A 22,121-nucleotide genomic window follows, 5' to 3' on the forward strand; every position below is an offset into this window, starting at 1 on the left:
TCTTTCATCCTTCCACTCGATCTCCTTTTGTTGACGGCTGTGATGTAACGAGAAAATGGACATGCTCATTCGAACGGTTCTGCACTTGATGTAAGATCGTCGGCGCGACTTCATAGCCTTCACCTTCTAAGAGATTCGTGACTTGTCCTTCTATGGCGATCGTAAGGGTGCCTTTTAACACATAGAAGAACTGTCTAGCATATTGATGATAGTGACGAACTTCTTCTGTTAGAGGTGGCATCCGTTCCGAAATCACACTAAGTTCTGCCTGATCCACCAGTCGCCATCCATCGCAGTCCTCCCCCCATTTGTAGTGGGGGGCTGTCTGGTGTGTCTTCTTCATGGCTTTTTGTCCTCCGTTTTTATTTTGTTGACGAACGTTTTCTTGCTGGACGTTTTCCGTTCGTTTTTCGATAGGTTGGCTTTTTTGAGAAATCAAATTCAATCTTGCCTTCTTTTAACGCAAGTGCTGCTGAGAATGATTTGCCCTGCTTACTTTTAAAACCTCTTAGTGGTGCGGTTTCCCCTTTAGTGAGCAAACGCTTAACGGTAGCGTCGGTTAGCTTCTTCTTGGCAAGCGTTTTGACGATCACAAACTTGCAGCTGTTTTCCTTCGCTTTCGAACATGCATAGACCGGCCCTCGACTTAGGACTGCTCCGCCACAAAGGGGACATGGTCCAACACCTGACTGATCCGACTCCGTTATTGTCGATGCGTCGATGGACATCGTTTGTAAATGATCAGGCGCATCCTTTAATAAGCGATGAATATACGCGTGAATGTTGCCAATAAACGTGGCACCATCTTTCTCTCCTTGTCCAATTTTCCGTAAAAAAAGCTCCCATTGTGCCGTCATGTCTGCTTTACTAAGAAGATTGCCTTCTACAGCTTGGCATAAAATTCGCCCTTTTTCCGTTACATGAACTTTGTTTTGTTTAATCGTAATATACTCGCGGTTCTTAAGCGTCTCAATAATATTTGCTCTCGTAGCGCCTGTCCCAATTCCCGTCACTTCGTTTAAAACAGCTTGTTCTTCTTCATCTTCTACAAACTTTCCTGCGGTTTTCATTAATGGAATTAACTGTCCTTCTGTATACAAAGGTGGTGGCTGCGTCTTGCCTTCTTTTGCTTTAACGGTAGCCATGACTTCTTCACCTTGTTGCAACGGTGGCAGGACCGGTGGCTCATCGCTTTTTTTATTTTTGGCTGGAGCGTAAGGAAATAGCACTTTCCATCCTATGTCTTGCTCCACCTTACCTGTCGTTTGAAACGGCAAGCCTTGAACATCAACCGTCACCTTCGTTTCTTCGTACTTATACGTTGGTGCGAACATGGCCAAAGTTGTTCGCAGTACTTCAAGATACAGATTTTTTTCGTCTGGCTTTAACTTTTCTACTTGCAGCGAGGTAGGAACTTTTTTTGTTGGGATAATCGCATAGTGTTCCTGCACTTTTGCATCGTCCACATAGCGTTTTCTTGGAAATAGAAACGTCGGTTCAAATTGCTGTTCAATTAGCTGCTGGTACTGGTTAACTTGCTTACGAAGATACGAAAACTCTGCATTTGTAATATGGTTCGATTCTGTTCGTGGGTACGTTAACCACTTCTTTTCGTAAAGTTTTTGTACCACACTTAATACTTTTGACGGGCTGTATTTCCATTTTCGGTTGGCGCTCGCTTGTAATGTTGCCAAACTGTGGAGCAACGGCGATGGGATCTCTTTATTTTTCTTGCTTAATTCCGCTATCGTACTCGCAGTCTTCCCTTTTATCCCGTGCTTGTCCAAAAGTCTGCTCACGTCTTCCTTTGTTTTCAAACGGTGTTTATACGTTGCTTGAAATGAGCCTGTTTCCGCTTCAATATTTGCCTTTAATTCAAAAAAGGGTTCTGAAACAAATGCTTCAATTTCTTTTTGCCGTAAATAGATTAAATAGAGTGTTGGTGTTTGAACACGTCCAACTGAAAACGTGTCTTGAATGCCTTTCGTTCGCAATAAAAGCGAATAAAGGGGACTTGCATTCATCCCGACAAGCCAATCCGCTACTTGTCTAGCTTTTGCTTCTTCGTACATAGGCTCAAATTTTTCACCTGGCTGCAAGTGCAGAAACCCTTCCCGTACGACATCATTTTCTTGGGAGTTAATCCATAACCGCTTAATTGGTACATGACTCATAACGCCGGCCTGCTTAATGATAGAGCGAGCGATATTTTCTCCTTCTCGATCCGGATCGGTCGCGATAATAATGAGTGTCGCTTTCTTCAGCCAACTTTTCACAATTCGAAACTGTTCTTGCTTGCTTGCTGGCACTTGAAATTCGACCTCTGTCGGTAAAATAGGGAGATTCGCTAAGTTCCAGCGTTTCCATTCCTTTTTATAGTGACCGGGTAAACAGAGCTCTACTAAATGGCCAATGCCCCAAGTCATAATCGCTTCCCCTTTAAAAAAGCGGGAATCATTTATCGTAATATACCCTTTTTGTTTCGTCGTTTGTTTAAAAACAGTTGCATAACTTCTTGCCTGATCAGGCTTTTCCGCTAAAATTACGGTTGTCATGGTTCCCCTCCTGTCTACCTTTTGAGGTTGATCGGTTTATTTATGAGAATATTTGATAAAAGATGCTTTAACGAACATTCTATTGTTCTACCACCTAGTGTACAATACAATCAAACACGATGAAGGGAAGGATTTTTATTAGGTATTTATATGAGTCAATATGGAAGTACTTGTTTACCTTGCTTATAATGACCTTTTTAGTTGCTTGCTCGCAGCACCCTTCATTACCAGAGGAGCAACCAGACGATTTTCAATTTCACCTAACATACGGTTTCGGCGAAACGCCTACAAACGAAATCAATACATTTGATCAGACATTTACAAAAGATCTGGTGCAAGCAGGTACGGAAACCATATCATTTGAATGGACCAACGAGCAAATGGCCACTTTTTATAATCAGTTTCGCGACAACCATGTACTTCAACTTCCTAGCGAGAGTGAAAGCGCCCGCGCCCCCTGCACGATTCCTTACAGACAGTACGACCTACATTTCGTTGTTCAAGGTGAAGCGTATAGACTGAAATGGGATTCAGAATGCTCGACTGACGCCATTGACCAATGGGAACAATTTATGGGGAACGTCTATGAGAACATGCTCAATCCTTCAGAGGCGTATCAGCTATTACCGGATGCAGTCGGAGGCTATGATTAACAAAAAAAGAGAGCACAACCTCCATTCTGAGGTGTGCTCTAACCTATTATCGCTTTACACGAGTCTCTTCTTCTAGTCTCCAGTCACATAACCGTTTAACTCTGCTCATTAACTGACGATGCTGTCTCCAGCGTTCTCTTCTTGATTTTCGTTCCATATCGATTACTCCTCTGCTTGGTTTTTGTAGTATTGCTTCTCCTTTTTCGGACTACTAAACGTTTTTTGCGTTGGATAATGCGCTTTTGAAAACGAACCACCACTAACATCTTTAACCGTATGAACAACTGTAAATGCGTCCTCATCAATATCACGAACAAGTTTTTTCAAATAAAATAGCTGTTGCTTGGAAACGGAAACGTAGATCAAATTCTCATCAATACCGCTTTCATCATTCTTCCCTTGAAGTATAGTCGTATGGGCGCCTAAATTTTTTCGTATGCTTTTTGCAACGTTTTGATAGTGATCCGAAAAAATATGCACGACTTTTTTAGACTCAAATCCTTCAAGCACATAATCCGTCACCTTTTTTCCAATAAAAAGCGCAACAACGGTATACAACGTCAGCACAGGACCGATGACAAATACACCTGCCACGACGATGGCCGCATCTAAAATAAAATTCGTACCTGTTAATTCCCAGCCAAACTTGTAATTCAGCATCCGCGCAATCGTCGAGGAGCCGCCAGTTGTGCTTCCTGAGCGAAAAATAAAGCCAAACCCAATTCCAGTAAACACTCCTGTATACAAAGCAGCTAGTAATGGATCATTGACCGGCCCCGCTACGTCTTCAAGTAAGAATAAAAACAATGAAAAGAGCGGAATGGTAATAATCGATTTTACAATCATCGGACGCGGTAAATACCGATACCCTAGTAGCAAAACAAGTCCATTTGCCGCTAGCGTAACAATTGCGGGTGACCAACCAAGACCAAAATAAAGCAAAAGCGCAAGTCCTGGAATACCACCTTCAGCTAAGCCATTCGGCATCGCAAAAATGGCAACTGAAAGCGCAAAGAAAAACGTACCTAACACCATAAATCCATAGTCTTTCATACGCCACTTCCCTTCTCTCTGTCTAAAGTGTGCGCTGTGACATATACAGCTATTCGATCTTTTTCGTTGTACTAGCAACATACCCGCTTTATAGAATATTAGTCAACGAAACAAAAAAAAGTGGTGCAGGACCACTTTTTTCTTCGTCATTATTGTTTAATGGATCGCTTTATCGGCTTTCCATTTTTGTAATAGCGTTCTGGTGACAACAGAAGAAAGTAGATATGTACAGAATCGTACCCTTCTTCTCGGAAAAAAGTTGTAAAGGTTTCTGCAATGTCATCGTGAACATCCTGGTCTCTAGGAAACATCCGAATCTCAAGTGTGAGAGGAACGTTTGCAATCGGTTCAGACATGACCCGCTCAATTTTCACCTTTTCTTTTGACATATCCACGATGCCAGTAAACACATCTATAATTGCTGGTGCAAGCGCTTGTAATGTTTCCGTTGAAAAACCGGTAAAGCGTAAATATGGCAACCCCATCACTTCATTTCTTCTAGTTTCTACTGCATAAGTGTACTTGTCTCGTTTTTAAATTGCAATAAAAGTGCGTCTAACATGCACGCTTACATCAAGACATAAAGCAAACCGCACTCAAGGGGGAAGTGCGGTTCAGTGTGTATATTCATCAAGGAAGGGGGGAGAAACAAATCTTAGGCATGCCTATGATCTGTTGTAAATTAAATATCCGATTCTCTCCTTGTTCAAACCTTTTTCGCAAAAAAATTTTTTTAATCTTGAATTGGTTTCTTAACAAGTCACCAGCTTTTTTGAGCAACGCTGGCACCAATTGTAAAAAAGTGTAATCGTTGATTAAATCGGGTACGGAAAAGTAAAAATGAGCAGGGTCTCCATGATAAGGTTCACAACATATTAATTGGAAAGTTAGCACTCTATTACCTGCCAGATGTTTTCATTTAGAAAGGACGTTCCGCCATGTATAAAACGATTTTGTTCATTTCTTCTTTTATAACCTTAACATTTCTCTTAGCAAGCTGCGTTGAAGATGATATTGTTTTTGAGCAGACGTACGAATCGCCTCTAGTAGAAGGATTACCTGACGAGCCGCCAGAAGTTTCGTTACTCGTAAACGGGGAAGCACAGTCGGATTTTCAGTATGAGCTTCTATGCTGGGGAACGTCATGCAGAGACGATGTGACTCATGAAATGAGTGCAACAGAAGCGGTAGAGGATCTTCCTTCAATTGAGATGTCTCCGGGTGATACCATAACCGTTCAAAATGAAGACCAAGATTTGCTCAACCAGTTTGACTCCGATCATTCCATTAGCTATCGTCATCGTGGAAATTATTATGCAGCAACATCCCTCTCTACAACTCATATCAATATAGATGATCTTCACAACACATCAACACCGGGAGAATACCTCCATCAAATTCATCTTGAGTGGCTTGATGAACATGAAGAAACAGTCGGTTCAATCGTTCTTTATTACACCATTGAAATTATCGAGACATAACACTAGAAACAGAGTTGTCTAACCTTTTTTAAATTGGTATGTTTAGAGAAAAAGAGATTGGACCACACACATGACAATAAATGAATGGATAATGATTCTACTCGCTTTCTTTCTTGCCGTTGGTGCATTCGATTGGTGCATCGGCAATCGATTCGGGCTAGGGGCAGAATTTGAAAACGGCATTATGAGTATGGGAAGAGTTGCACTTGCAATGGTCGGCATTATCACACTTGCGCCACTTGCTGCGCAGTGGCTTACGCCTGTGATTGCCCCGCTCTATACATTTCTTGGTGCCGACCCTGCCTCTTTTGCGAATACGATCTTAGCACTTGATATGGGTGGCTATGCGCTTGCACAAGAGATGGGTATAAACGCTGAAGCCAGTTTGTTTTCCTGGGTCTTCTTAGGCACTATGCTTGGACCAACAATTGTTTTTACGATTCCGATTGCCTTGCGGATGGTTGAAAGTGGTGACCAACCTGCATTAGCGAAAGGAATGCTTATAGGCTTGAGCACGATTCCGATCGGCTGTTTTCTAGGTGGCTTTATCGCAGGTTTTAACCCAGAGATGATGGTTCGCAATCTTATTATTCCTACTCTGTTTTCAATCATCGTCATTCTCGCACTACGTTTTCAGCCAAAACGTTCGATTAAAACATTTCTTCTGTTTGGGAAAGGAATCCAAATCATTGGTGTTATCGGCTTAGCTTTAGCAGGCATCACACACATTACTGAAATTGGCGCTTTTACTCAACTAGCACCGCTTGAAGACGGCTTAATGATTGTCGGCACCATTGCAGTGGTGTTAGCCGGAGCATTCCCGCTAGTGGCAGTATTAAAAAAAGGGATGCAGCCCTTTTTTGTCACGATTGCTCGATGGTTAAATGTCGATGGTTATGCGATTACTGCCATTGTGACCTCCCTCGCCCATGCCATACCAGCTTTCTTATTACTTAAAGATATGACGATTCGAAGCAAGGTGGTTGCGACATCTTTCATGGTTTCAGGCGCGTTCGTCCTCGGTGGTCACCTTGGCTTTGTTGCGAGTATTGAGCAACACATGGTTGTTCCAATGATGGTTGGGAAGCTTGTAGCCGGGATCTTAGCTGTGATCATTGCACTCATTGTAGAGCGTGATGACTCCTTCAGCTCAGCTGGTAAGGAATGAGGATTGCCACCTCTTCTACTGTTTGTACAAACAGTAATAAATAGCTGTCCCAGATTTCTTGGGGCAGTTTTTTTATTCAGATAATGTCTGAGTCAATTCAATAATTCGAGTTAGATGTAATATGGCGAACGCTTTCCCCGGGCACGGCCTCAGCCATTTCCGCAAAAACGCTCCATTGTCTTCGGACACGTGCTGTTCTCGTGGGAGTCGTCGCCACTTAATAAAAGGAATGTTACAAACAATCTAGCTATTATCATTCGTAAAAAATATTACTACTACCTATTATGAAATTTATTTGTCTGTAAACTCTGATTTTTAATGAACCCTTTGACAAGCTGTTGACTTTCGTTATAGTATACACGTAAACGGTTACGTAAACGATTACGTCATAAATAGATAAAGGAGATGACCAGCATGGCCCGTGTCAGTATTAAAGATGTGGCTCAAAAAGCAAACGTTTCCACTGCAACCGTGTCCCATGTGTTGAACGGTACACGTTTTGTTGCGGAGTCTACAACAAAACGCGTCCAGGAAGCAATGAAACATCTGGGCTATACGCCAAATTTCGCCGCCAAAACACTACGTAGTCAAAAAACGTCTACGATTGGATTAATCGTCCCTGATATAGGAAATCATTTTTTCACTTCGGTTGTGAAAGAAATTGAAGCTGTACTCGGGCAACACGCCTATCAGCTTTTAGTTGGAAACACCGATGAATCCCTTGACATTGAACGAAAAAAAATTCAGGCCTTTATCTCTCAACAAGTATCCGGGTTGATTATTGCTTCAAGTGCGGAAAACTATAATGAAATTTCAGATGATATTCCAGCAGATATGCCGGTTGTATTAATTGATCGCCTTCCACAAGACACGCCGAGAAGTTCAATTGTTGTGGATAATGAAAAAGGCGTGCAAGAAGCGGTAGAAAAACTAATTAAAGGTGGCCACCGAGAAATCGGTTTGATTACAGGAATTGATACATTAAGTACAACAAAGGAACGGGCAGCAGGCTATAAAGCAGCTTTAGCCCATCATCAAATTCCCTACAAGGAAGCGCTCGTGTTTAATGGTGATTCAAAATTTGAGAGTGGCTATATGGGGTGTGAACACTTGCTTCAAACCACCGGCATAACTGCACTTTTTGTTACAAACAACTTAATGAGTATTGGGGCGATGACTTATTTGAAATCCTTTCAGTATTCGATTCCACACGATATGGCTTTCATCGGTTTTGATGACTATAAATGGGCAGAAATTACGTCTCCTCCCCTTACCGTTATTAAACAACCTGTTGAACAAATTGGTACAACGGCCGCACAAGAATTATTAGAACAAATTCATGCTGGACAGCCACGACAGAAAGCGTTTCGGTTCGAGACTGAGTTGGTTTGTCGTGCCTCGCATGCATAGTGATTTTTTATTACGAAGGAGTGTTTTGCTTTGAAGAATAACCGTAAGATTGCAGAAGAAATTATTGCCGCCGTTGGGGGATCAGATAATATAAAATCGATTGCACATTGCGCAACTCGTCTTCGGGTCATGGTTTATGATGAGGAGAAAATTGAGAAAGAAAAAGTGGAAGATATTGATAAAGTGAAAGGGGCTTATTTCAACTCTGGACAATATCAAATTATCCTTGGAACAGGAACCGTTAATCAAATCTACGAGCAAATTGAAAAGATCGGTGTGACTGGTTCTTCTAAAGAAGATCAAAAACAAGAAACCAAAAATCAAGGTAACTGGTTTCAACGAATGATTCGAACATTTGGTGATGTCTTCGTTCCCATTATCCCTGTTCTTGTTGCTACAGGTCTATTTATGGGGCTTCGAGGTTTACTCATGCAAGAGCAAATACTAAGCTTGGTTGGCTTAACACCTGAAACGATTCCAGACAATTTCCTTCTTTTCACTGAAATTTTAACAGATACAGCGTTTGCCTTCTTACCCGCACTCATTGCATGGTCAGCGTTTAGGGTATTCGGAGGAAGCCCCAATATTGGAATTGTGTTAGGACTTATGCTTGTCAATCCAGCGCTCCCAAATGCATGGGCGGTCGGGGATGGCTCAGCTGATCCGATCACATTCTTTGGCTTTATTGATGTGTCGGGCTATCAAGCTTCCGTATTACCAGCGTTTATTGCTGGTTTCCTTGGTGCTAAGCTTGAAAAAGCGATTCGTAAACGGGTTCCAGAAGCTCTAGATTTAATAATGACACCATTTTTCACGTTACTAATTATGATTACTCTTGCACTCTTTGTCATTGGTCCTGTGTTCGGTGCTGTTGAAAGCATCGTCATGAGTGGTGTACTTTTCTTACTTGAAGTACCGTTTGGAATTAGCGGGTTAGTGATTGGCTTCTTCCACCAGCTCATTGTTATTACAGGCGTACACCATATCTTTAACTTCTTAGAAGTACAACTATTGGATCAGCTTGGCGCAAATCCATTCAACGCGATCATCACTGCTGCTATTGCTGCACAAGCAGGCGCAGCACTTGCCGTCGGCTTAAAAACACGTCATAAAAAACTTAAGGCCCTTGCGTTACCTTCATCATTCTCTGCCTTTTTAGGCATTACAGAGCCAGCCATTTTTGGTGTGAATTTACGCTATGGAAAACCTTTTGTTATGGGGTTAATCGGCGGAGGCGCTGGTGGATTTTTCGCATCATTGGTCGGGCTGGCAGGTACAGGAATGGCCATTACCGTTATTCCAGGAACCCTTCTTTACCTTGATGGTCAACTGTTGCTTTACATTCTTACCAACTTAATTGCAGCAGGAGTTGCCTTTGGACTAACATGGTTCTTTGGCTATAGTGACAAAAAGAAAGCGGAAATCGAAAACGCATAATCGGGAGGCTGATCTTGTATGGAATGGACTAAAGAAGCACGCTATCGCCCTTATAGTAAGATGACTGAGGAGGAAAAGACCGCGTTAAGGGAAACCGTTGCACATTCACCTTGGCGACAAACCTTTCATATCCAGCCGCCTATCGGTCTGTTAAATGATCCGAATGGCTTTAGTTATTACGATGGCATGTATCATTTATTTTATCAGTGGTTTCCATATGGAGCAGTTCATGGGTTAAAGCATTGGTATCACGTCGTCTCGAAAGATTTAGCTACTTGGACAGAGCAGGGCTTAGCAATTGAACCTGATCTTCCTCATGAAAGTCATGGCGCTTACTCTGGGAGTGGATTTGTGCACGATAACAAACTCCACCTCCTTTACACTGGCAACCAGCGAACGGACGAGTGGGAGCGCGTACCGAATCAAGCTTTGGCCATTATGAATGCAGATTGGTCAATTGAAAAGCGACCTTTGCCTCTTATTGCTGACTCACCTGAAGGATATACAGAACATTTCCGTGATCCAAAAGTATGGAAAGATGGAGATACTTTTTATTTTGTGATTGGCGCTCAAAGAGACTCGCTTACAGGATGTGCGTTGCTCTATAAATCGAGTGATGTTCTCAACTGGGAGCTCGTTGGTGAAATACGCACAACCTTAACAGATTTCGGTTATATGTGGGAATGCCCAGACTATTTCGAGCTAGATGGCAAAGGCATTCTTGTCTTCTCCCCTCAAGGCGTGGAAGCAGAGGAAACACATTATCAAAATATTTATCAAACCGGCTATTTAATTGGTAGTCCGCTCGATTTAAAAACAGGTGAATTCCAACATGGCACTTTCCATGAACTCGATGCCGGCTTTGATTTTTATGCACCACAATCAACTGAAGCAAAAGACGGTAGAAGAATTGTCATCGGCTGGATGGGCTTGCCTGATATTGAGTACCCATCCGATCGTTACGACTGGGCCCACTGTTTAACGTTGCCTCGTGAAGTCACACTAGCAGACGGAAAGCTTATTCAAAAGCCTGTTCAAGAATTAGAAAACCGTCGAGGAAAGGGCACCCCCTTCCAGCACTCGACCGGCGAAACATCGATTGATGCAGGAACCACCTATGAGATCAAGCTCGAATTTAGCTCGATTGAATCGCTAAATTATGGCATTCGTCTTCGAACAAGCGAGACCGAACAAACGACGCTTACGTTTGATCAAACAGACAACATGCTTACCTTTGACCGAAGCAAATCCGGAGAGGTTCCTGCGCAAGCATATGGCACAACTCGATCAGTTTCATTACATGGAGAAAAACTCACTTCTTTACAGCTTTTTGTTGATACTTCTTCGGTTGAAATCTTTGCCAACAATGGCCAAGTCGTCTTTACAAGCAGGATTTTTCCTCAAGATGAATCGACTGGATTTCAAACGTTTGCAAACCAAGGTACCGTAAACGTTACAGGTACACATTGGACAATTAGCTAAAACGAACCCCTCTTTTAAGCTCCAAAGGCTAAAGAGGGGTCGTTTATTATTCATTCTCATCGTGTTCAAATTGACTTTCTTCATCGTCTGTATCTGAATGACCAGCATTATGAAACGCTTCAATCTCATCTTCAGGTACATCCCCTACAATCACCGTTTGGGTCGGCATCACATGCAAGTCTCTTGCTGTAACATGGGTTTGCACAATGTAAATTCCATCATCGCCAAATGTATAAGGAATCGTATAGACCCCATTTGCATCTAACGTTCCCTCGATTAAATCCCCGTTCTCTCTTTCCTGATTGCGCCAAACTTCAAAAACAACCTCTTCTGCGTTGTCTACATCTTCTTCACCTTGAGATACATATGCACGTAATTCCGTTTCAGAATGGGCTGGTATATGCTCTTCAACCTGTATATCAACATCCACAAGATCAGGCACGTCCCATTGCCCTTGCTCGTCTTGACCACACGCACTGAGTAACAAAGGAACAAGCACCAATCCCAATAAAAGCGATTTCACTTTCACCTTGATCTTCCTCTCTTATTCGATCTCTTCTTTTTATTCTACTAAAAAAATGTGTAGTTCGCATGAAGTTTTCGTGAAATGATCGTGGTTCAATCTATCATGACATGCTTGAACAGTTAAATAAAAAAATATTTTTTCGCAAAAATGTTCTGTCTCTCCACTGAAAATCAAATGAAAAACATTAAAAAAGCTTGCTAGATCAACGACTTGCCCATGGGCAATTTTATTCCGATAAGGCAATAACTTTAGGAAAGCCAAAAAAGATTTCTGTAGACCCACATGGAAGCCACTTGGTATAGTCATACTACTGTTTTGTAGGAGGCGAAGTATGGAGGAAAGATACAGTGAACTAAAGCAAGGAGAGCGTGGTGCTAAAGTTAGTTTAGTTGCGTACGTGATTTTAGCTATTTTAAAACTAACGGTCGGTATTTATGCAGGTTCTGTTGCTTTACGAGCCGATGGGTTGAACAACGTGACCGATATTGTTGTATCGATCGCGGTACTTATTGGATTAAGAGTATCGCAAAAGCCACCAGATAAAGATCACCCTTACGGCCATTGGAAAGCAGAAACGGTTGCCGCCCTCGTCGCATCCTTCATCATCATGGTCGTTGGGATACAAGTAATCATCGATGCCTTCACATCGTTTTTTAGCGGTACATCCGAGCCTCCTGATACGATTGCAGCATGGGTCGGAGCATTTGGTTTTTTTGTGATGCTTGGCGTCTATTCATACAATAAAAAACTTGCAAAACGAATCAATAGTCACGCCGTTGATTCAGTGGCAAAAGATAATTTATCAGATGCGTTAGTCAGTGCCGGAGCAACACTCGGGATTATCGGATCTCAATTTGGTTTGCCTTGGCTCGATCCACTCCTAGCACTTGTCGTCGGATTTATTATTTGTCATACCGCATGGGGCATCTTTTCAAAATCATCTTTATCGCTAACAGATGGAGTCGATGACCAAGCACTTGATGATTTAAAAGCAACTGCTTTATCGGTTTCCAAAGTGAATCAAGTCAAAGACGTAAAAGCCCGCTATTATGGAAGTAATTTAATTGTAGATCTCGTCATTCAATTAGACCCTTCCCTTTCTTTTACAGACGCACATGATGTTTCCACCACCGTTGAAAATCAAATTAAAGAAAAGCACCGTACCATAGATGTGCATGTTCACGTAGAACCTGAAGGCAAAACCAATCATTGAATAAGAAAAACTCTTTCTGAATGATCGTTTCTCATCCAGAAAGAGTTTTTTAGATCTCTAGCCTATTTATACAGATGTAGCCCCTTGCCCACCATCAATTCGATAATAAGACCCTGTAATAAACGAGGCTTCATCAGACGAAAGAAATTTAATTAAATTTGCAATTTCAGTAGGTTTCGCATAGCGATTAAGAGGCACAGATGCTTCAAATTGTTTTCTTGCGTCAGCCTCACTGCCAGGCATACTGTTCGTTTCAATCGATTTCATCATTTGCGTATCAACACCAGATGGACAGACCGCTACCGAACGAATGTTATGTGGTGCTCCTTCAAGTGCCGCTGTTTTATTCAAAGCAATAACCGCATGCTTTGACGCCACATAAGCGCTCATGCCAGGTGCTCCAAGCAAGCCACCGTTTGAAGCAATATTGACAATGACACCAGATTTTTTCTCCATCATCTGTTTCATCACATGTTTCAAGCCAAGAAACACACCTGCTACATTCACATTTAGTACATTCATCAAGTTTTCAACGGTTCCTTCTGCTATCGTCTTAAAATCACCGTTAATGCCTGCGTTATTAACAAATACATCAATCTGGCCATATACCTCAACTGTTTTCGTCACAAACGCCTCTACCTCATCTTCTTTTGTGACATCTGCGCTTACCAATAATGCGTCAGACAAACCTGCTTGTTCGGCTTCTTTTTTTAAAACGTCTTCTTTTAAATCAACAAGAGCAATATTGGCGCCATGTTCTTTAAACACTTTAGCCGTAGCCAGGCCAATTCCACCTGCTCCACCTGTAATCAGTACCGTCTTCCCTGTAAAATGACTCATTCGTTTTGCCCCTTTCATTTAACCTACAGATTAGATTGTCCGATTTTGTACATTTTTATTTTCCCAATTGACGACCACATGACTTCTGCCTTAAATTGGATGTATCCCCTTTTTTCCTCTCTTTGAGGATTCATCCCTCTGCTCGTGCAAAGGGACTTTTTTACGTATGGAAAACATTCCTTGTATTTCTTTATAAGCTGTAATAAAATGTGTAACAAGCACGGGATAGCTCGTGTTGTTGAGTTGAGCAGAGTGTAGATAGATGAGCAGAGATGAGTAGAGCAAAAAAATGAAGACAAAGGGTACTAGTCCCTTTTATTTGCTGATGCTTTCTCTGTATACCCAAGTATACAAAGGAGGTTTTTTGTTGTGAGTATTCTTGCCACACTTAAAACAAAAGAGAAATCGAAGCAATACCTTACTGAAGGGAAACTTCGTGTGACAAGACACATTCAAGCTGTGTCTCCATCGAAAATAGAAGTAGATATCCTACCCCACTTGGACACCACAAAGGGTGCGATTTTTTCGAGTAGCTTTGAATTTACTGGTCGCTATTCGAGATGGGACATTGCATTTCTACGCCCACCACTGGAACTAACGTATTCCAATGACCGTTATACGATCCGCGCACTCAATGAGCGTGGCGCCGTTCTTTTAAATGAAATTCGTACACATTTTTCCAAAAGTGACATTCCTTATATTCAACATTTTACGAATCAAGAACGTTCTATAGAAGGCTCCATTCCACTAGGAGAATCCATTCAAAATGAAGAAGACCGTACAAAACAACCTTCGATCTTTCAAGTGATTCGAGCGATAAAAGAATTGTTTTCTTCTGAAGAGGATCAATTTCTCGGCTTGTATGGTGCATTCGGCTTTGACCTAATTTATCAATTTGAACAACTTGCTAAAGCAAAAGAACGACCTGAGGATCAACAGGATATCGTTTTATATATACCAGACGAAATAACGGTTGTTGACCATCATTTAGCCATTGCCTACACATTGTCGTATGAATTTCAAACAAAACAAGCGTCCACAGCATCCCTAGAGCGAACCGGGGCAGAAACCCCCTATAATATGAATGTAGTAGGCAAAGAATCACCTTATAAGAAAGGATATTACGCAGATTTAGTCCGCAAAGCCATTCCTTCTTTTCATGCAGGTGATTTGTTTGAAGTCGTGCCTACACAAGTGCTGCAAAAACCACTTTCCTTAGCACCGACAGACATTTTCAAACAGCTTCGAGAAATTAACCCAAGTCCATACGGCTTTATTATTAACCTTGGAGACGAGCATCTTGTTGGTGCTTCACCAGAAATGTTCGTGCGTGTGAACGGGCAGCAGGTCGAAACTTGCCCTATTTCTGGAACAATCCGAAGAGGCAAAGACCCTCTAGAAGATGCACAAAATATCAAAACGCTTCTAAACTCAAAAAAAGATGAAACCGAATTAACAATGTGCACAGATGTTGACCGAAACGATAAAGCGCGGATTTGTCTGCCTGGTTCAATACAAGTGATTGGTCGTAGACAAGTGGAGACATATGCCCGACTATTCCACACTGTTGACCATATTATCGGCGAGATGCGGGAAGAATACGATGCCTTAGATGCGTTCATGACGCATATGTGGGCAGTAACCGTTACAGGTGCGCCTAAGATTGAAGCCCTCCGCTGGATTGAAAAAAATGAAGAAACGCCTCGAGGTTGGTATGGAGGCGCAGTCGGTTGGTACGCGTTTAACGGCGATTTAAATACCGGTTTAACGCTACGAACAACGTCGATCAAACACAACACCGCTACACTGCGAGTCGGTGCAACCCTTCTTCACACATCCGACCCAGAAGAGGAAGAAGAAGAAACACTCGTAAAAGTTTCAGCGTTAGCCGAGGCTGTATCGCCACAAAACCAAACACCAAAAACTCCTTATGTCGCACAACAGCCAGGAAGTCAGAAACATGTCCTCATTGTGGACCATGAGGATTCCTTCGTTCATACGTTAGGAAGCTATTTCAAACAAACAGGCGCAACGGTTTCCACGACGCGATCCGTACACGCCCTCGATTTTCTAGAAAAGTATCACTATGATCTCGTTGTGCTATCACCAGGCCCTGGTACCCCAGAGCGCTTTAAACTAAGCGAAACGATTGCTTCTTGTGTAGAAAAGCAAATTCCTATTTTCGGGGTATGCCTCGGCTTTCAAGGGATCGTAGAGTACTTTGAAGGTGAGCTTGGCTTGCTTGATACACCATGCCATGGGGAGCAGTCGGAAGTAACGGTTCATCAAAGAGACGGGATGTTTACAAGCCTCCCTGCAGCCATTAATGTTGGTCGGTATCATTCCATTTACGCCAAAGAATTGCCTGACTGTTTACGCTTAGAAGCAGAAACAGACGATTACGTTCCAATGGCCGTTCAGCACAAACACTTACCAATATCAGGGGTTCAGTTCCACCCAGAATCAATTTTAAGCAAATCAGGAGAAGTTGGCTTGCAGCTCATTCAAAATGTGATGGCAAGACTTCGAGTATAGGGAAAAAGAGGCCTAATCCTAGATACGATTAGGCCTCTTTTTTCCTTCCTAGCTCAAGTAGAAAAACGACAAGCTGTGCTCCCTATCCATTCTCTTTACGATATCTTTCAAACGCCAAAAACCTTGAACCTTGAAAATTCAGTTCTCCAACATCCCCTTCAGTTAATAATCCATATGTTTTATTTGGAACCGTAAACTCCATTCGCTCCCCGCTATCAAATTCAAACGTAGCATAGTACGTAGTTGATGAGTGGCTCGTAGGATGATCATGATGATGGGAAGTGTGTCGACTAACATCTGTACGCTTGGACGTTAGTGTCGCTAATACTCGTAAATTGGGTGATTGATTGTTGTGATTCCATTCTCGTAACCCTTTGAAGGCTACACCGATAAAAACCATTAAAATGATGGCAAAAACGATAAAGAATAAGACAGGAAATACAGTAAAAAACCAATCTCCTTCAGATTCATAAACTTCATACATACGAATCCCTCGCTTTTTTTATAAGCATACGTATGAATTGTGGAAAGAGATTCAAAAAGACACAACCTCGCCTCTTGAATCCAGTCCCATCTCTCTCTTTTATGAACCGACGCTTTCTCCCTTTTGTCTCCGCACCCTTCCCTGGGCAAGCGCATACGCTACAGCATCAACTTTATTTTAGAAAGGACTCTGATGAAGGGTGTTGACGCTTCCTCACTGGCTTTATCTCATAGGTGTGTTACTCATTATTGGCACGATGCTTATTCGAAAAAATGTTGTGGTACCAGCCATTCTTATGACCTTTCTACTAGGTCTTGCTTATACAGGTTCTTTAACTACAGGTGTCCAAACCGTCTTTACCGCAAGCCTCGTTGCTGCTGGAGAGCTTTTTAGTATTTTTCTCATTATCGCTGTGATGTCTGCTCTTCTACAAGGGCTCGAATCAATTGGAGCGAACAAACAAATGATTCAGCCAATTGGAAAAGTCATGGTTAACGGCCCGATTTCGTATCTTATTATTGCACTCGTTACCTATATGATCTCTTTATTCTTTTGGCCAACTCCAGCTGTTCCTCTAGTCGGCGCCCTCCTCTTACCAGTTGCCATTCGAGCAGGGCTTCCACCTCTTGCTGGTGCAGCTGCAATTGTTCTTGCTGGGCAAGGGATGGCCTTGTCTTCAGACTATATGATTCAAATTGCGCCCATGCTTAGCGCAACTGCTGCAGGTGTAGATGTGCAAGCCGTTGCAGACCAAGCGCTTATTTTATCCCTCATTACAGGTATCACCGCCCTTTTATTGGCTTATCTATTCTTTCGGCGGCAAATTAAACCAAAAGACGATCATCACCTCGAAAAATGGATGAAAGGACGTCAACAAGAAGCAAAAGAAGTCATCACCACTTGGAAATCAAAACTTTTTGCGATCCTTGTTCCCCTCTGTTTTTTCGCCGTTGTTAGCTATATGCTTTACACAGCGTTTTTTACAGACTTAGCACTGGAAGGTGGCGCTGGAGCTGCTTTAGTTGGTGGGCTCGCCTTGCTATTACTCCTCCTGACCAGTTTCGTTTATCAACCGAAAAACGTTTTTGATTCGGTTAGCGATCACCTGGTTGATGGATTTTTATTTGCTTTTCGTGCCATGGGTCCAGTTATCCCGATTGCTGGTTTTTTCTTCTTAGGAAGCAGTGACTTTTCTTCCGCAATCCTGCAAACAGATACATCTCCAGCGTTTTTGTTTGAGCTTGTCACAGCAGGACAGCACTTTATTCCTGAATCGGGCGGATGGACAGCATTCGGTATTCTGCTTATTGGTATGGTCACAGGCCTTGATGGCTCAGGCTTTTCAGGACTTCCCCTTACTGGCGCATTAGCAGGTGCCCTCGGTCCTGTTTCAGGCATTGATCCTGTGACGTTAGCTGCGATTGGGCAGATGGGCGCGATTTGGGTTGGAGGCGGGACACTAATTGCTTGGTCTTCACTTGTGGCAGTTGCAGGTGTCTCAAAAGTTCCAGCTCAAGAAATTGTTCGGGTCTGTTTTATACCCGTTATGATTGGTTTACTGTTATCAACACTCTTTGCATTATGGTTCTTCTAACGTTATTCACAAAAAAGAACCACGGCGTTTTGCCGTGGTTTCTCAATTTCAAACAGATTGCGCTGGCATCTCCCCAATATAACGATGAGAAGGACGATAAATTCGATTATCATTTCGTTGTTCCATCATGTGCGCACTCCAGCCAATAATCCTGCTCATTGTGAACGTAGGTGTAAATAGTTGTTCATCTAGCGCTAAAGCATCCATTAAAGCGGCTGCATAAAATTCCACATTCACATAAAGATCTCTACCTGGTTTATACGTTGCTAACATTTTGGTAGCCAATCGTTCAAATTGTACGGCACGATTCATTGTATCATTGGACTGTCCAAGCCTTTCCAAAACCCCTTTTAACGCTTGTGCTCGCGGATCTTTTGTTTTGTACACACGATGGCCGAAGCCCATAAGCTTTTCACCGTTTTTTAACTTCTCTTCAATAAACGGTTCAATCTCTTCATCTGTTTGGACCGCTCTCAACATCTCCAATACACCTGTTGGTGCTCCGCCATGAAGAGGACCTTTCATGGCACCAATCGCACCTGTAATAACAGAAATATAATCTGCTTCCGTTGAAGCGATAACCCGTGCGGTAAAAGTGGATGCGTTCATGCCATGTTCCATTGTTAAGATCATATATGTTGTTAAAGCTTGAACCACTACATTTGTCGGCATTTCGCCTGTCAGCATGTATACATAATTCTCCACATGACTTAAATCGGATCGAGGCTCAATTGCATCTTTTCCTTGAATGAATCGAAGCCGTTTTGCTATGATTGTTGGCATGGTTGCCGTTAGTTTCATCGCTTCTTCTTGCGACGCTTCTTTTTCTTCCATAGCCGAAATACATGTACGTAAAACGCTCATTAAATCTAGCTCCGCTGGAAGTTGGGTGATCATTGCATCAATCTCATCTGGAAGAATACGCTGTTGTTTAAAGATATTCATCACAAATGCTTTTTCTTTATCTGACGGAAATTCCCCATTTAATAGAAAAAATGCGACTTCTTCAAACGTAAAGTCCGTAAGTTCTCTCACTCGCTTTCCTCTATAAATACATTCGCCACTTTCCCCATCAACCTGACTAATAGCTGATTCCGCTACAACAACGCCTGCTAAGCCTTTTTGTATCATCTCATTACCTCCTCTGTTCTTTGACTTCATCTTACCGTATACTTGTTATAAAAATAATTAAATTATTCCTATTAAATTGATTACTTATCTTAATCATTCGAGGTGTCAATATGAATATGAACTGGATTCGCACGTTTATTGTTGCTGCGCAAGTCGAAAATTTTTATCAAACAGCTGAAATACTTTATGTCTCACAACCAACGGTAACCGTGCATATTAAGCAATTGGAGCAAAGCCTTGGTATACCCCTATTCTCTCGTGAAGGTCGGAATATTTATTTAACCGATTATGGAAGAGCGTTTCTTCCTCATGCAATCGACATCCAAAATAGAATGCGGCAAAGCTATATTGAAATGGATAAGAAAAGGCAAGGATACAACCGCCTTCTTCGTTTGGCCGTTTCACCGTTAATTGCAACGACCTATCTCCCTTATTGGATACGGACATTTGTGAAGCAATACCCATCAATAGAAGTCGTCGTTGATGTTGTAGATTCTACGTTCATTGAACAAAAAATTAATCAACACGAAGCCGATGTTGGACTTACAAGACAACAACCTTTGTCGCAGTCGCAACACATAGCAGTTCTACAAAGTGAACCACTTTGCTTTGTGGTGCCTCATGACGGTGGAGATGCGGAATCAAGTCCACCTATTTCACTGGAAAATGCACTAGGCACTTATACAATGCTCACGTACAATCATCCCGACTACTGGAAGAACCTTTTGCTTGCCTGTCGCGCGATTCAACCTCGCATGCGCGAAATGAAAGTTTCACATATTCATGTGACAAAGCGATTTATTGAAGAAGGAATCGGCTGCTCGATTTTGCCCCGTTCCGCCGTTAGAAGAGAATTAACTGAAGGAAGAATGCTGGAGGTCGATAGCCAATTACTACATCCACCTGTCGTCTCAACTTACTTTATCGAAAGAAAGCATTCTGAAGAAGCTCGTGCCTTTCGGTCTTGCATTGAAAAAATCACTTAATAGAGGAACAGCACGCTGGCCGTCCCTCTTTTTACATCATTCAGGCATTGGATCGCGATAAAAAACTTTTTTCTCCTTGTTCATCACAACCTTGAAAATATAAATTCCCAGCAGCAGGAACACCGCTGAACTAAACATATACACGGGACGAATCGCAATCCAATCGGCAAAAACACCAATCAACGCAACCATGACGATCGTCAGTCCTGCTTCAACCATTCCAACCAAATTCGTAAATCGACCCATGATCGCAACAGGAATATGATTTTGATAAAACGTAAGGAAGCCGACATGGGCAAACGTAATCGCAAATGTCATGATGAATACGCCAATGGAAGCAGTTAGAAATGACTGAGAGAAGGCGAAAACCAAGTAGCCGATCGGCGTAATGATTGCGCCAACACCGATTAACAAATTGATTTTTAGCACTTTCGCAAACCAAGCGTTCAAGAGTGAGCTTGCGACCATTCCAAAGCCAGCAATTCCGACTAGAAACCCATACGTGCTTTCTGAGAAAAGCAGCACTTTTCTTGCAAATGCCGCTTCAATCGAGTCAATTCCTGCTAGAAAGACGACAAAGCCACCAAATAACAGATACACCCATGTTACATGGGCATTTTTGCGCCCGAACGTAACAACCAGTTTCCAATCTTTTTTCACAACCGCAAACGTCACTCTTTCGTAAACAGCTTCTTCGTCTTTAAGATCAAGATTTGGCAGCAACATAATGACAAATGCCGATAACAGTAAGGCCAAAGCATTTACGAAAATCGCCATATTTGGTGAACTGACGATAAAGAGAACACCCGCAATTGATGGTCCGAGAATAAACCCACTGGACTGAATGAAATTACGCAATGCGTTGAAGCGCTGCCGGTTTTCTTTCGGTACCAATTTCGTCATATAGACGATTGAGGTTGATTCAAAGATCGAGCTGCCCATATTAATCAACAAGACAAGGGCATAAATGAAAAACAATGAATCCAAAAATGGTAAACAGAAGATCAGGCACGCTCGCACGATATCTAACGTTATCATCAGCGTTCGTTTGTTTAACCGATCAATGAATGACCCCACCCAGACGTCGGTAACGAGCGTTGATATCGGAATGAGCATATATAAAACCGACACGGCGAAAGGCGATCCTGTCATTGAAAACACCGTTAAATTCAAGGCGAGGAGGTAAACCCACGCACCAATATTTGAAATTCCAACACCAACAAGTAAAAGCAAAGGGGCTTTCCAATTCATGTAGCACCACTCCTAACCGATTTTTTGAACAACGAAAAAAAGTCTCACCTCCCAAGGTTCTTAACCTTGGGGGCGAGACTTCGGATTGTTAGAAGTTTCGCGGTGCCACCCCAGTTTGTCGCTGTATCGCTACAACAACCTTTTCAAGTACGCCACAACTTTTTAGATGTAGTTATACCCTATCTCGGTAACGGGAGAACCCGGTACACCATCACTTTCCTTGGAAAGATCCTTTGTACAGCTCAGAGGCTTGTTTCCGTGCGCAATTACATCCTCCATTCCCACCATCAGGAGTTCTCTGCTATGCTTAAGTGCACGTACT

At 42.3% G+C, this 22,121-nt stretch carries 19 protein-coding genes; 10 read left to right on the forward strand and 9 right to left on the reverse strand.

The window, feature by feature from the left end:
• Positions 1-4 precede the first annotated feature (4 nt).
• Both ACE1TH_RS14990 and ACE1TH_RS14995 read right to left on the reverse strand, forming a co-directional pair.
• The gene (locus ACE1TH_RS14990) at positions 5-343 is read right to left on the reverse strand and encodes a cupin domain-containing protein (RefSeq protein ID WP_375079380.1); all 339 of its coding nucleotides are present in this window, start codon (positions 341-343) and stop codon (positions 5-7) included.
• Between the two features lie 19 nt (positions 344-362).
• Positions 363-2,555 (reverse strand): type IA DNA topoisomerase, encoded by a 2,193-nt coding sequence (locus tag ACE1TH_RS14995; protein ID WP_375079381.1) that lies wholly within the window; start codon positions 2,553-2,555, stop codon positions 363-365.
• Between the two features lie 188 nt (positions 2,556-2,743).
• On the opposite strand from ACE1TH_RS14995, the gene ACE1TH_RS15000 reads away from it, so the two are divergent.
• Positions 2,744-3,208 (forward strand): hypothetical protein, encoded by a 465-nt coding sequence (locus ACE1TH_RS15000; RefSeq protein ID WP_375079382.1) that lies wholly within the window; start codon positions 2,744-2,746, stop codon positions 3,206-3,208.
• A gap of 162 nt (positions 3,209-3,370) precedes the next feature.
• On the opposite strand, the gene ACE1TH_RS15005 is transcribed toward ACE1TH_RS15000, so the two are convergent.
• Positions 3,371-4,261 carry a YitT family protein gene (locus ACE1TH_RS15005; RefSeq protein ID WP_375079383.1) on the reverse strand — a complete coding sequence of 297 codons (891 nt, stop codon included), beginning with the start codon at positions 4,259-4,261 and terminating at the stop codon, positions 3,371-3,373.
• Between the two features lie 149 nt (positions 4,262-4,410).
• On the reverse strand, positions 4,411-4,746 hold the full coding sequence (locus tag ACE1TH_RS15010) for a DUF1904 family protein (protein WP_099303884.1): 336 nt from the start codon (positions 4,744-4,746) through the stop codon (positions 4,411-4,413).
• A gap of 453 nt (positions 4,747-5,199) precedes the next feature.
• Between ACE1TH_RS15010 and ACE1TH_RS15015 the strand changes: the two genes are divergently transcribed.
• The 5 genes from ACE1TH_RS15015 (at position 5,200) to ACE1TH_RS15035 (ending at position 11,239) form a co-directional block, all read left to right on the forward strand.
• Positions 5,200-5,742: a hypothetical protein gene (locus ACE1TH_RS15015; protein ID WP_375079384.1), complete on the forward strand. Its 543-nt coding sequence runs from the start codon at positions 5,200-5,202 to the stop codon at positions 5,740-5,742.
• 70 nt (positions 5,743-5,812) lie between these two features.
• A complete protein-coding gene (locus ACE1TH_RS15020) occupies positions 5,813-6,910 on the forward strand; it encodes an ethanolamine utilization protein EutH (protein WP_375079385.1) in 1,098 nt (365 codons plus the stop codon).
• 414 nt (positions 6,911-7,324) lie between these two features.
• A complete protein-coding gene (locus ACE1TH_RS15025; RefSeq protein WP_375079386.1) occupies positions 7,325-8,320 on the forward strand; it encodes a LacI family DNA-binding transcriptional regulator in 996 nt (331 codons plus the stop codon).
• 30 nt (positions 8,321-8,350) lie between these two features.
• Positions 8,351-9,757 carry a sucrose-specific PTS transporter subunit IIBC gene (locus tag ACE1TH_RS15030; protein ID WP_375079387.1) on the forward strand — a complete coding sequence of 469 codons (1,407 nt, stop codon included), beginning with the start codon at positions 8,351-8,353 and terminating at the stop codon, positions 9,755-9,757.
• A gap of 18 nt (positions 9,758-9,775) precedes the next feature.
• A complete protein-coding gene (locus tag ACE1TH_RS15035; RefSeq protein ID WP_375079388.1) occupies positions 9,776-11,239 on the forward strand; it encodes a glycoside hydrolase family 32 protein in 1,464 nt (487 codons plus the stop codon).
• A gap of 46 nt (positions 11,240-11,285) precedes the next feature.
• Here the strand turns inward: ACE1TH_RS15035 and ACE1TH_RS15040 are convergent, their stop codons facing one another.
• The gene (locus ACE1TH_RS15040) at positions 11,286-11,768 is read right to left on the reverse strand and encodes a FixH family protein (protein WP_375079389.1); all 483 of its coding nucleotides are present in this window, start codon (positions 11,766-11,768) and stop codon (positions 11,286-11,288) included.
• 328 nt (positions 11,769-12,096) lie between these two features.
• On the opposite strand from ACE1TH_RS15040, the gene ACE1TH_RS15045 reads away from it, so the two are divergent.
• The gene (locus ACE1TH_RS15045; RefSeq protein ID WP_375079390.1) at positions 12,097-12,978 is read left to right on the forward strand and encodes a cation diffusion facilitator family transporter; all 882 of its coding nucleotides are present in this window, start codon (positions 12,097-12,099) and stop codon (positions 12,976-12,978) included.
• 66 nt (positions 12,979-13,044) lie between these two features.
• Here ACE1TH_RS15045 and ACE1TH_RS15050 read toward each other — a convergent pair whose 3' ends face one another.
• Positions 13,045-13,818 carry an SDR family NAD(P)-dependent oxidoreductase gene (locus ACE1TH_RS15050; protein ID WP_375079391.1) on the reverse strand — a complete coding sequence of 258 codons (774 nt, stop codon included), beginning with the start codon at positions 13,816-13,818 and terminating at the stop codon, positions 13,045-13,047.
• A 369-nt stretch (positions 13,819-14,187) separates the two neighbouring features.
• Here ACE1TH_RS15050 and ACE1TH_RS15055 point away from each other — a divergent pair, with 369 nt between their 5' ends.
• Positions 14,188-16,353, forward strand: coding sequence for an anthranilate synthase component I (locus ACE1TH_RS15055; RefSeq protein ID WP_375079392.1), 2,166 nt, complete (start codon positions 14,188-14,190; stop codon positions 16,351-16,353).
• 82 nt (positions 16,354-16,435) lie between these two features.
• Here ACE1TH_RS15055 and ACE1TH_RS15060 read toward each other — a convergent pair whose 3' ends face one another.
• A complete protein-coding gene (locus ACE1TH_RS15060; protein WP_375079393.1) occupies positions 16,436-16,837 on the reverse strand; it encodes a DUF2500 domain-containing protein in 402 nt (133 codons plus the stop codon).
• Positions 16,838-17,093: 256 nt separating this feature from the next.
• Here ACE1TH_RS15060 and ACE1TH_RS15065 point away from each other — a divergent pair, with 256 nt between their 5' ends.
• The gene (locus ACE1TH_RS15065; protein ID WP_375079670.1) at positions 17,094-18,431 is read left to right on the forward strand and encodes a hypothetical protein; all 1,338 of its coding nucleotides are present in this window, start codon (positions 17,094-17,096) and stop codon (positions 18,429-18,431) included.
• A 48-nt stretch (positions 18,432-18,479) separates the two neighbouring features.
• On the opposite strand, the gene ACE1TH_RS15070 is transcribed toward ACE1TH_RS15065, so the two are convergent.
• Positions 18,480-19,562 carry a citrate/2-methylcitrate synthase gene (locus ACE1TH_RS15070; protein WP_375079394.1) on the reverse strand — a complete coding sequence of 361 codons (1,083 nt, stop codon included), beginning with the start codon at positions 19,560-19,562 and terminating at the stop codon, positions 18,480-18,482.
• A gap of 116 nt (positions 19,563-19,678) precedes the next feature.
• On the opposite strand from ACE1TH_RS15070, the gene ACE1TH_RS15075 reads away from it, so the two are divergent.
• Complete coding sequence (locus tag ACE1TH_RS15075) at positions 19,679-20,548, forward strand: LysR family transcriptional regulator (RefSeq protein ID WP_375079395.1); 870 nt, start codon at positions 19,679-19,681, stop codon at positions 20,546-20,548.
• Positions 20,549-20,584: 36 nt separating this feature from the next.
• On the opposite strand, the gene ACE1TH_RS15080 is transcribed toward ACE1TH_RS15075, so the two are convergent.
• The gene (locus ACE1TH_RS15080) at positions 20,585-21,799 is read right to left on the reverse strand and encodes an MFS transporter (RefSeq protein WP_375079396.1); all 1,215 of its coding nucleotides are present in this window, start codon (positions 21,797-21,799) and stop codon (positions 20,585-20,587) included.
• Positions 21,800-22,121 lie beyond the last annotated feature (322 nt).

Origin of the sequence: Shouchella sp. JSM 1781072 (genome assembly GCF_041949915.1) — a bacterium.
In the GTDB taxonomy this organism is placed as follows: Bacteria; Bacillota; Bacilli; order Bacillales; family Bacillaceae_D; genus Shouchella.

Bases quoted from the DNA above. Each gene is read 5' to 3' on its own strand.
- ACE1TH_RS14990 (WP_375079380.1), bottom strand. From the start codon at position 343: ATGAAGAAGACACACCAGACAGCCCCCCACTACAAATGGGGGGAGGAC.
- ACE1TH_RS14995 (WP_375079381.1), bottom strand. From the start codon at position 2,555: ATGACAACCGTAATTTTAGCGGAAAAGCCTGATCAGGCAAGAAGTTAT.
- ACE1TH_RS15000 (WP_375079382.1), top strand. From the start codon at position 2,744: ATGACCTTTTTAGTTGCTTGCTCGCAGCACCCTTCATTACCAGAGGAG.
- ACE1TH_RS15005 (WP_375079383.1), bottom strand. From the start codon at position 4,261: ATGAAAGACTATGGATTTATGGTGTTAGGTACGTTTTTCTTTGCGCTT.
- ACE1TH_RS15010 (WP_099303884.1), bottom strand. From the start codon at position 4,746: ATGGGGTTGCCATATTTACGCTTTACCGGTTTTTCAACGGAAACATTA.
- ACE1TH_RS15015 (WP_375079384.1), top strand. From the start codon at position 5,200: ATGTATAAAACGATTTTGTTCATTTCTTCTTTTATAACCTTAACATTT.
- ACE1TH_RS15020 (WP_375079385.1), top strand. From the start codon at position 5,813: ATGACAATAAATGAATGGATAATGATTCTACTCGCTTTCTTTCTTGCC.
- ACE1TH_RS15025 (WP_375079386.1), top strand. From the start codon at position 7,325: ATGGCCCGTGTCAGTATTAAAGATGTGGCTCAAAAAGCAAACGTTTCC.
- ACE1TH_RS15035 (WP_375079388.1), top strand. From the start codon at position 9,776: ATGGAATGGACTAAAGAAGCACGCTATCGCCCTTATAGTAAGATGACT.
- ACE1TH_RS15045 (WP_375079390.1), top strand. From the start codon at position 12,097: ATGGAGGAAAGATACAGTGAACTAAAGCAAGGAGAGCGTGGTGCTAAA.
- ACE1TH_RS15050 (WP_375079391.1), bottom strand. From the start codon at position 13,818: ATGAGTCATTTTACAGGGAAGACGGTACTGATTACAGGTGGAGCAGGT.
- ACE1TH_RS15060 (WP_375079393.1), bottom strand. From the start codon at position 16,837: ATGTATGAAGTTTATGAATCTGAAGGAGATTGGTTTTTTACTGTATTT.
- ACE1TH_RS15065 (WP_375079670.1), top strand. From the start codon at position 17,094: ATGCTTATTCGAAAAAATGTTGTGGTACCAGCCATTCTTATGACCTTT.
- ACE1TH_RS15070 (WP_375079394.1), bottom strand. From the start codon at position 19,562: ATGATACAAAAAGGCTTAGCAGGCGTTGTTGTAGCGGAATCAGCTATT.
- ACE1TH_RS15075 (WP_375079395.1), top strand. From the start codon at position 19,679: ATGAACTGGATTCGCACGTTTATTGTTGCTGCGCAAGTCGAAAATTTT.
- ACE1TH_RS15080 (WP_375079396.1), bottom strand. From the start codon at position 21,799: ATGAATTGGAAAGCCCCTTTGCTTTTACTTGTTGGTGTTGGAATTTCA.